Here is a 582-nt window from a genome sequence, read left to right as displayed (position 1 = left end):
ACTATCCCGGGGCGGTCACCGACCCCGACACCGGCGAACTGATCTCTGATGCCGAGGTCGCCGAAACCACCTACACCGTGCAACCGGACTCCGCCCAGCCGGTCACCGCGCGGCTGATCGTGCGTCGGGTCACAGCCCACCACCCCGCCGGCACCGACACGTTGATGCCTGCGTGGCGGTACCACTCGTTTTTCACCAACACCACCGACGACACCGTCACCGCCGACCTCATCCACCGCCGCCACGCCATCATCGAAACCGTGTTCGCCGACCTCATCGACGGACCACTGGCGCATCTGCCCTCCGGACGGTTCGGCGCCAACGCCGCCTGGCTCGCGCTGACCGCCATCAGCCACAACCTGATGCGCACCCTCGCCGCACTCACCAACACCCCCAGACTGCGAGCCGCGCGGGGCGCTACGCTGCGCCGCACACTCATCGCGATACCCGCCCGACTAGCCCGACCAGCACGAACACCGGTCCTGCACCTACCCCGACACTGGCCCACCCAACACGCGTTCACCGCGCTGTGGGCCGCGGTCAACACCACCTGACCTACCAACCACACCCGCCCACCCACCA

At 68.4% G+C, this 582-nt stretch carries 1 protein-coding gene; it reads left to right on the top strand.

Going from position 1 to position 582, the window contains the following annotated elements; all coding sequences use genetic code 11:
- On the top strand, positions 1-554 hold a 554-nt coding region (locus tag M4D77_RS23775; RefSeq protein ID WP_259937734.1), incomplete at its 5' end, for a transposase.
- Between the last annotated feature and the right edge of the window lie 28 nt (positions 555-582).

Source organism: Gordonia sp. p3-SID1431, assembly GCF_025143765.1.
Classification (GTDB): Bacteria; Actinomycetota; Actinomycetes; order Mycobacteriales; family Mycobacteriaceae; genus Gordonia; species Gordonia hongkongensis.
The sequence above is the reverse complement of the archived record's forward strand: the minus strand, read 5'-3'. Positions and strand labels throughout refer to the sequence as shown.